8 protein-coding genes are annotated in these 6683 nt (G+C 62.6%); 2 read left to right on the top strand and 6 right to left on the bottom strand.

Annotation, left to right across the window (positions count from 1 at the left end):
* Positions 1-133 precede the first annotated feature (133 nt).
* Together CIT26_RS01235 and CIT26_RS01230 are read right to left on the bottom strand one after the other, a co-directional pair.
* Positions 134-523 carry a YkvA family protein gene (locus tag CIT26_RS01235; protein WP_095490874.1) on the bottom strand — a complete coding sequence of 130 codons (390 nt, stop codon included), beginning with the start codon at positions 521-523 and terminating at the stop codon, positions 134-136.
* A gap of 110 nt (positions 524-633) precedes the next feature.
* A complete protein-coding gene (locus tag CIT26_RS01230; protein WP_245318955.1) occupies positions 634-1131 on the bottom strand; it encodes a MarR family winged helix-turn-helix transcriptional regulator in 498 nt (165 codons plus the stop codon).
* 171 nt (positions 1132-1302) lie between these two features.
* Here CIT26_RS01230 and CIT26_RS01225 point away from each other — a divergent pair, with 171 nt between their 5' ends.
* Positions 1303-2103 carry an SDR family NAD(P)-dependent oxidoreductase gene (locus CIT26_RS01225; RefSeq protein WP_095490872.1) on the top strand — a complete coding sequence of 267 codons (801 nt, stop codon included), beginning with the start codon at positions 1303-1305 and terminating at the stop codon, positions 2101-2103.
* A 47-nt stretch (positions 2104-2150) separates the two neighbouring features.
* On the opposite strand, the gene CIT26_RS01220 is transcribed toward CIT26_RS01225, so the two are convergent.
* The 4 genes from CIT26_RS01220 to CIT26_RS01200 form a co-directional block, all read right to left on the bottom strand.
* Entirely contained in the window at positions 2151-2480 is a 330-nt protein-coding gene (locus tag CIT26_RS01220; RefSeq protein ID WP_167391231.1) for a cupredoxin domain-containing protein, read from the bottom strand.
* On the bottom strand, positions 2477-3001 hold the full coding sequence (locus CIT26_RS01215) for a DUF4142 domain-containing protein (protein ID WP_095490871.1): 525 nt from the start codon (positions 2999-3001) through the stop codon (positions 2477-2479). The genes CIT26_RS01220 and CIT26_RS01215 overlap by 4 nt, the downstream gene beginning before the upstream one ends.
* A gap of 98 nt (positions 3002-3099) precedes the next feature.
* A complete protein-coding gene (locus tag CIT26_RS01210; protein ID WP_095490870.1) occupies positions 3100-3765 on the bottom strand; it encodes an RNA polymerase sigma factor in 666 nt (221 codons plus the stop codon).
* A 235-nt stretch (positions 3766-4000) separates the two neighbouring features.
* Positions 4001-5170 (bottom strand): cystathionine beta-lyase, encoded by a 1170-nt coding sequence (locus CIT26_RS01200; protein WP_095490868.1) that lies wholly within the window; start codon positions 5168-5170, stop codon positions 4001-4003.
* Positions 5171-5612: 442 nt separating this feature from the next.
* On the opposite strand from CIT26_RS01200, the gene CIT26_RS01195 reads away from it, so the two are divergent.
* Entirely contained in the window at positions 5613-6641 is a 1029-nt protein-coding gene (locus CIT26_RS01195) for an amino acid ABC transporter substrate-binding protein (protein ID WP_095490867.1), read from the top strand.
* Positions 6642-6683 lie beyond the last annotated feature (42 nt).

The raw sequence follows: 6683 nt of genomic DNA, 5'->3' as shown, positions 1-6683 counted from the left end.
GTTCGCCGCCTTCTTCAAGGTCGGCCTGCCGCTGACGCTGGTCACGCTGCTTGCCGGGACGGCATGGCTGGCGCTCGGGTTTGAGGCCGCCGGCGCAGCAGCCTAGGCGGTTTCAAGTGCAAGCCTGATCGGACTATTTGGCGTGGGTGGGCCAGAACGCCCAGATCAGCAAAGCTGCCAAAGCCAGCCAGAGCGCCACGACAAAGAACATTCCCGTCCTGCTTTGCGGGTGAGTTTCGAGCGCGGCAGCCTGCGCTCGAAACTCGTCCATCAGCGGCGGCGGAACAAGCCTTATGGCCAGGATTACGCCGAGCGGTACGATGATCAGGTCGTCGAGATAACCGAGCACCGGAATGAAATCCGGGATCAGGTCGATCGGGGAAAGCGCATAGGCCGCCACCATCCCCGCAACGAACTTCGCAAACCAGGGCACTCGAGGATCGCGTGCGGCGAACCACAGGGCGACGACATCAAGCTTGATGTCGCGGGCCCGGCTCTTTGCCGCTTCCAGCCATGCTTTCATAGGGTTACTTTAGCACAGATTGTCGTCCGTCTGCATTCGGGCGGCGGTCGCTGGTCGTAGAAAGACTGGGCCGGACCGTCCGTGGCGCGTTCCAAAGGATGCGCGGCGCTCTAACGCTCCGACGATTCGGTGCTGCTCGCCGGCTTCGCGCCCGAAACATAGGCGTCGAGAAAGTCCTGCGAGGCGACATCGTCGGCGAGGCTCCTCAGCTTTTCGGCCGCGGCTGCCCCCAAAATCGCCTCGACGCGCCGGTTGGCCTCGACCCACACGACATATGCCTGCTGGTATCGCGCCTTGCCGAGCGGCGTCAGCACAGCATGCTTGGTTCGCCGATCGTGGGTATCGTGGCGGACCTCGACCAGACCGTCGCGCACAAGCGGCCGCAGGGCATGCGTCAGCGCTGAGATCTGGATCGCCAGGCGGCCGGCGAGGACCTGCAGCGTCGGCCCATCCTCGCCGTAAGCGGCCGCGAGCCCGTCGATCTGGCCGAGCAGAAGGGTTTGCGTTGATGTCAGCCCGGTTGGGACCAGTGCCGCGTCATACAACTGGCCAAGCCGGCGCGCCGCGCGGCGCAGCGACGAATTGATGCAGACGAAATCGCTCGGCATGCCGGGCGCTTCTGCATCTGGCTCGTCCCGATCTTCTAGCGATGCGAACGATTCGACTGTTTTTTTCATCCTTACAAAATAGTTGAGGGCTGAAGCATTGCAAAGGGGCACAGATTTGGCTAGTTGGTTGAGTGCTCAACATTTGAGCGCTCAACATTCAGGAGATAACCCATGTCGAACTCCGCTTCCAAGCCGATCGCCGTCGTCACCGGCGCATCCGCCGGCATCGGCGCCGTCTATGCCGACCGCCTCGCTGCCCGTGGCTATGATCTTGTGCTCGTGGCGCGCCGCGCCGAACGCCTGAAAACCCTCTCGGCAAAGCTGTTGCGGGCCTATGGCGCCAAGGTCGAGGTGATCGGCGCCGACCTGACTAAGGAGGAGGGCTTGGCGCGTGTCGAGAAGGTGCTCGCCACCAACCCCGCCATCACCCTGCTTGTGAACAACGCCGGCAACGGCACGCTCGGATCGACGATAAACACGTCCGACGAAAATGCCGCGTCGACGATCGCGCTTAACATCACGGCGCTGACGCGCCTGACCCGGGCGGCGCTGCCGGCATTCCTGTCGCGCAACGCCGGGGCGATAATCAACATAGCCTCGGTCATGGCGCTGCACTCGCTGCCGATCACCTCCCTCTACAGCGGCACCAAGGGTTATGTGGTGAACTTCAGCCGTGGCCTGCAGGAGGAGCTTGCCGGAACCGGCGTCAGGCTGCAGCTCGTTCTTCCTGCCGCGACCGCCACCGAATTCTACGAGTTCGCCGGCATGCCGCTTTCAGCGTTCGACCCGGCGGTGGTGATGACCGCGGAAGACATGGTCGATGCGGCCCTGGCTGGGTTCGATCAGGGTGAAGCCATCACGCTGCCGTCGGTCCACGACCGTGCGCTGTGGGAAACCTATGACGCCGCCCGCGCCACCTTGTTCGCCGCGACGCAGACCGGCGAGCCGGCGCCTCGCTACCAGGCGGCTTGACGTCGCCGGACCGCCCTGCGCGCGCAGGGCGGTCTCCGCTGGCATGGCTAGGGCGACGTCACCGTCAGACGGCCTTTCATATTGGGGTGGAAGCGGCAGAAATAGTCGATTGAACCTGCCGTCTTCAGCGTCAGGCTCGCCGCCTTCTTCGGCGGGATCGTTACCTCCCAGCCGCCTTTGACGGTCGCCGTGTGGGCGAACACGTCCTTGTTGACCCACTCGATCGTATCGCCGACCTTCGCTTCGACAGTGGCTGGCGAAAACACCAGCTTCTCGATCGTCACCTCAATCGTTTCGGCCTTGGCTGGTGCGGCAGCAATAGTTAGCGCCATTGCAAGCCACAGATGCCGTTTCGACACCGTCGGTGCTGTTCTCATTTCAGCATGCCGGCGACATGTTCGGCATGCTGTTCATGGCCCTGGAATAGCTTCAGGCCGGTCTCCAGCAGGCTCTTCAGTTCGGCATTCTCGGCCGAGGGGATCAGCAGGGTTTCGAGTGCGCCGTTGACCTGCTTGTGATAGGCGACCTCGTTGTCGACATAGGCCTTGTCGAACGCGGCGCCGCCGAGCTTGGCGAGCTTCGCCCGTTCCTCGTCCGCCGCCTTGGTCAGCGCCTTGCTGGTGGCGTTGTCCTCTGGCGTCACGTTGAGCTTCTTAACCAGGTCAAGCGCTTGTTTGTTTACGGCTTCATGGTCTCGCACCATGTCTTTGGCGAAATCGAGAATCTCCTTGTTCTTCGATTTCTTCAGCGCCTGCATGGCCGCCTCGACGTCAAGCACGCCGGCTGTGTAGGCGATGTGGGCGATCTGCGGGTCGCTCGGCTTGTCGGAGGCTTGCGCCAACGTCGCTGCGCTGAGCAGAAAAAGCGCTGCCAGTGCGGTGGTCGATCGAATAAACATGACGTTCTCCCTCGCCGGATGCGGTTGGCTCCGGGCATTTTTAGTTGACGATGATTGGATGCCGGAAGGGGGCAAACGTTCCCGGGAATTCGGGAAAATCAGTCTGTAAAGCCAAGCCGCCGCATCACCGCGGCGGTCAGCCGTTCACACCGGCGGCCGGCGAAGGGGAAGGCATCGAGCAGCACTGGGCCGATCTGATCGGCCAGCGCCTTGCGGACGAGGGCGCGGGCGCGGTGCAGCCGGGTCTTGACGGTTTCGGGCCGCACATCAAGCAATTCGGCGGTCTCGTCTATGCTGAGACCCTCGATCACCCGCGCCACAAATACTGTCCGGTAGACATCGGGAAGGCGATCGGTCGCCCGTTCGACAAGCTCGAGGATCTGCCGTTGCGCCATCATCCGCTCCGGATCGTCGCTGGGATTGAGGGGGAACTTGATGATTTCGGCTTGTAGATTTTGCGGCATCGCTACCGTTCGCCGCCTTTTGCGCAAACGCCCAAGCGCCTCGTTGATGACGATGCGCGACAGCCATGTGGCGAGAGAGGATTCGCCGCGAAAATCCCCGAGCTGGGCAAAGGCCCTGACATAGGCCTCCTGCACGATGTCTTCAGCCTCGCTGTCGTTGCGGACGACGCTGCGGGCGATACGATAGAGTCGCTGGTTGTGCATTTTGATAATCGTGTGGAAGGCTCCGCCCTCGAGCGCCAGCGCACGGCCGACAAGCTGCATCTCGCCAGATGCGGCGGGCATGACGGTCGCAGACATGACCGGTTTCCTCATCGCGAGCCAATCTCCTGACCGGAAGCAAATCCTCCGATCGAAACATTGGACGGCCTAACCGGCAAAAGGTTCCCGAACATTTTTCCCGGCGGCCAGCACCGCCTACGCTACCGCTTCCTCCAGCAGCTTGTCTGCAGTTTGCGCGCGCGCCGTTACGACCAGCAGATCGGCCTGCGTGATCGGGCCGAGGATGCGCCTGTTGGAAGACCCCTGCCGTCGCTCAAGCACCTGCCGCCGCAGTGAGGCCGCGCGCCAGATCGGCCTTCAAATCCTCGACATCCTCGAGCCCGATCTGCAGGCGGATGAGCGGGCCGTCATAAGGGCCCTTGGCGACGACGCGGTCGCCGAGGAAGACCGGCACGGCAAGGCTCTCATAGCCGCCCCAGGAATAGCCGAGGCCGAATATCCTGAGCGCGTCGAGGAAAGCATGCTGCTGTTTCTGGCCGCCGCCCGCAAGGACGAACGAAAAAATGCCGCTCGATCCGCAGAAGTCGCGCTTCCAGAGCTCGTGGTCGGGATGGCTGGGAAGCGCTGGATGCAGCACGCGCGCCACGCCCGGCTCGCCCTCCAGCCAGCCGGCGATGGCCAGCGCGCTGCGCTGATGGTGGTCGAGGCGCACGCCCATGGTGCGCAGGCCGCGCAGCACCTGATAGACATCGTCCGGCCCGGCGCAGCAGCCCATCGTGTAGAAGGTCTCGCAAAGCTGTTTCCAGCAGGCCTTGTTGGCCGACGCGGTGCCGAGCAGCACGTCGGAATGGCCAGCCGGATATTTCGTCGCCGCATGGATCGAGATGTCGACGCCATGGTCGAGCGGGCGGAAGTAGAGCGGCGTCGCCCAGGTGTTGTCCATCATCACGATTGCGCCGGCGGCGTGTGCCGCGCTGGCGATTGCCGGTATGTCCTGCACCTCGAAAGTGTTGGAGGCCGGCGATTCGGTGAACACGACCCTGGTGTTGGGCTTGATCAGCGCCGCTATACCGGCGCCGGCATGCGGATCGTAGTACTCGACCTCGACGCCCAGCCGTTTCAGCATGGTGTCGGCGAAATTGCGGGTCGGGTGATAGACGGAATCGACGATCAGGACATGGTCGCCCGCCGACAGGAAGGCGAGCAGCGGCAGCGACACCGCCGCCAGCCCAGACGGCACCACAATTGTGCCGGCCGAGCCTTCCAGCCCGTCGATCGCGCTGGCAAGCGCGTCGGTGGTCGGTGTGCCGCGCGTGCCGTAGGTGTATTTCTGGCTGCGTGCCGCCATCGTCGCCGCGTTGGGATAGAGCACAGTCGAGGCATGCACGACCGGCGGATTGACGAAGCCGAAATAGTCGTGCGGATTGTTGCCCGAGTGGGCAAGCCGCGTATTGATGCCCATTTCGTTGCCGTCTTTTGTCATTGCGCTTCGCCTCTGATGAAGCGCTAGCCATAGTGCGGCGGCATTGGCCGCGCAACCGTCCGCCATCCGCCAGCCGGCGGACTTTGGATATGCCAATTGATTCCGTGACAACTCAGTAATGCGTAGCGTCCGAAGGCCGATTTTCAAAGGCCCAGCCTCGATCTGCGTTGACCGGGCTTTGCCGGCTTTGTTCGCACTCCTGGCTAATTTCCAGGCGCGTTTGTCTGCAATTCAGGCATTTGCGGCAATTGGTTTTCAAACTCTTTCGGTTTCGGTCATTTTCCTTGACCTCACTGAAATAATCGCCTTCGATGCAGTTCGTGAATGGGAGGCAGCGCGTCGGTTGCGATGCGGGGTTCCGGGAATGGGCCGGAACGGGAAGCTGCGTTCACACGGAAAAAGTCAGGTTCGCCTGAAAAAAACAGAAAAGGGTCTGTGGGTTATGAAACACATTGCAATCGGCATTCTGGGCGCCGCCGCGCTTGGATTGGTGGCTTCGGCCGCGTCGGCGGCCACGCTCGACGACGTCAAGGCCAAGGGCTTCATCCAATGCGGCGTCTCGACCGGTCTGGCCGGCTTCTCGGCGCCGGATGACAAGGGCGACTGGCAAGGCATCGATGCGGATTTCTGCCGCGCTGTCGCGGCCGCCGTCTTCGGCGATGGCACCAAGGTCAAGTTCACGCCGCTCAGCGCCAAGGAACGCTTCACCGCGCTGCAGTCAGGCGAAGTCGACATCCTGTCGCGCAACACCACCTGGACCATCAACCGCGATACGGCGCTTGGGCTGAACTTCGTCGGTGTCACCTACTATGACGGCCAGGGCTTCATGATCAACGCCAAGAAGCTGCCGGGCGTGAATTCCGCGCTGCAGCTTTCGGGCGCGGCGGTCTGCGTGCAGAGCGGCACCACGACCGAGCTCAACCTTGCCGACTACTTCAAGTCGAACAAGATGGAGTACAACCCGGTCGTCTTCGAAAAGCTGGAGGAGGTCAACGCCGCCTATGACGCCGGCCGTTGCGACGTCTACACCACCGACCAGTCGGGCCTCTACGGCATCCGGCTGACATTGGGCTCGCCCGCCGACCACGTCGTGCTGCCCGAGATCATCTCCAAGGAACCGCTCGGACCGGCGGTCCGGCAAGGCGACGACCAGTGGTACCACATCGTCAAGTGGACCTACTTCGCGCTGCTGCAGGCAGAGGAACTCGGCATCACCAAGGCCAATGTCGACGAGATGAAGACCTCGGACAATCCCGAGATCAAGCGCGTGCTCGGCCAGGAGGCCGATACCAAGATCGGCACCGATCTCGGTGTCTCCAACGACTGGGTCGTCAACATCGTCAAGGCAGTTGGCAATTACGGCGAAATGTTCGAACGCAATGTCGGTTCGGGCAGCCCGCTGAAGATCGCGCGCGGCATCAACGCGTTGTGGACCAAGGGCGGCCTACAATACGCTCCGCCGATCCGCTGATCGAAATGTGATCCGGAAGGCAGCTTTCCTGCCTTCCGGTTT

Origin of the sequence: Mesorhizobium temperatum, assembly GCF_002284575.1 — a bacterium.
GTDB lineage: Bacteria > Pseudomonadota > Alphaproteobacteria > Rhizobiales > Rhizobiaceae > Mesorhizobium > Mesorhizobium temperatum.
This window is presented reverse-complemented; position numbering and strand designations above follow the sequence as displayed.

Coding starts and splice junctions, on each gene's coding strand:
- CIT26_RS01235 (WP_095490874.1), bottom strand. CDS start 523: ATGAAAGCATGGCTGGAAGCGGCAAAGAGCCGGGCCCGCGACATCAAG.
- CIT26_RS01230 (WP_245318955.1), bottom strand. CDS start 1,131: ATGCCGAGCGATTTCGTCTGCATCAATTCGTCGCTGCGCCGCGCGGCG.
- CIT26_RS01225 (WP_095490872.1), top strand. CDS start 1,303: ATGTCGAACTCCGCTTCCAAGCCGATCGCCGTCGTCACCGGCGCATCC.
- CIT26_RS01220 (WP_167391231.1), bottom strand. CDS start 2,480: ATGAGAACAGCACCGACGGTGTCGAAACGGCATCTGTGGCTTGCAATG.
- CIT26_RS01215 (WP_095490871.1), bottom strand. CDS start 3,001: ATGTTTATTCGATCGACCACCGCACTGGCAGCGCTTTTTCTGCTCAGC.
- CIT26_RS01210 (WP_095490870.1), bottom strand. CDS start 3,765: ATGTCTGCGACCGTCATGCCCGCCGCATCTGGCGAGATGCAGCTTGTC.
- CIT26_RS01200 (WP_095490868.1), bottom strand. CDS start 5,170: ATGACAAAAGACGGCAACGAAATGGGCATCAATACGCGGCTTGCCCAC.
- CIT26_RS01195 (WP_095490867.1), top strand. CDS start 5,613: ATGAAACACATTGCAATCGGCATTCTGGGCGCCGCCGCGCTTGGATTG.